At 64.7% G+C, this 1,340-nt stretch carries 1 pseudogene; it reads left to right on the top strand.

Annotated elements, in window-relative coordinates:
* Window positions 1–57: 57 nt before the first annotated feature.
* Window positions 58–1,310: pseudogene (locus ACWIE7_RS19295) on the top strand (IS3 family transposase).
* Window positions 1,311–1,340: the final 30 nt, after the last annotated feature.

Below are 1,340 nucleotides of genomic sequence, written 5' to 3'. Positions count from 1 at the left end.
TGAATCGCCCCGGGTTTGATGGAGACATCGAATACCCGGGAAGGGATCATCAGAACCATGGGAGCACCGCGCAAGTACCCAGACGAGCTTCGTGAACGAGCCACACGAATGGCGTTGGAAGCATTGGCCGACCCCGATCGCTCACACGGTGCGATCGTGCGGGTCGCCGAGCAGCTCGGCGTGCACCGCGAAGCGCTACGGACCTGGGTGCGCAAAGCCCAGGCCGAGGGCCAAGACGCCTCGTCGGTGTCCGCCGATCGCGACGCCCGCCTGGCCCAGCTGGAGAAGGAGAACCGCGAGCTGCGGCGGGCAAACACGATCTTGAAGCAGGCGTCGGCTTTCTTCGCTGCGGAGCTGGACCGTCCACAGCGCTGAAGGTCGAGTTCATCGACCGCCACAAGGACGAACACGGTGTCCAGCCGATCTGCGACGCACTGTCCGAGACCAGTGCCGCGATCGCGCCTTCGTCCTACTACGCCGCTAAGACCCGCCCGCCATCGGCGCGGTCGGTTCGCGACGCCGAACTGACTGCCGCGATCACCACTATGTACGAGGAGAACTACCACGTGTACGGCGCCCGGAAGATGTGGAGGGAGATGGGCCGCACCGGCCACCAGGTCGCCCGCTGCACCGTCGAACGCCTCATGAGAGCCGAAGGTCTCAAGGGGGTCCAGCGGGCCAAGTCTCCGCGCACCACCCGCCCGAAGGCTGAGACTGAGCGTCCCGCTGACCTGGTGGAACGCAAGTTCGTCGCCGAGCGACCTAACCAACTGTGGGTCGCCGACATCACCTACGTCCGCACGTACGCCGGGTGGGTGTACGCGGCGTTCATCATCGACGTCTATTCGCGGATGGTCGTCGGCTGGCAGCTGTCCAAGAATCTGTACACCGACCTGGCCCTGGACGCGTTGAACATGGCGATCTGGCAGCGCACCCACGCCGGCGACGACCTGGGCGGGTTGATTCATCACAGTGACCGCGGCGTGCAGTACCGGGCGCTGCGATACACCGAGCGGCTCGAAGAACAGGACCTCGTGGCCTCGGTGGGCTCACGGGGTGACTCCTACGACAACGCCCTCGCCGAGGCATTCAACTCCCTGTTCAAGGCCGAGCTCATCCGCAACCGCCACAAGGGGCCATGGCGAGACATCGACGACCTCGAGATCGCCGTCGCCGAATACATCGACTGGTTCAACCATCGACGGATTCACGGCGAGATCGGCTACGTCCCACCCGCCGAATACGAAGCACAGCACGCGGCGGTCGAACCGTCACCCGAACCCGTCGACGACCTCGTCGACGCCAGATAACCACCCTCTACAAAACCCGGGGCTTGACAT

This window comes from Dietzia sp. NPDC055343, from assembly GCF_053645265.1.
This window is presented reverse-complemented; position numbering and strand designations above follow the sequence as displayed.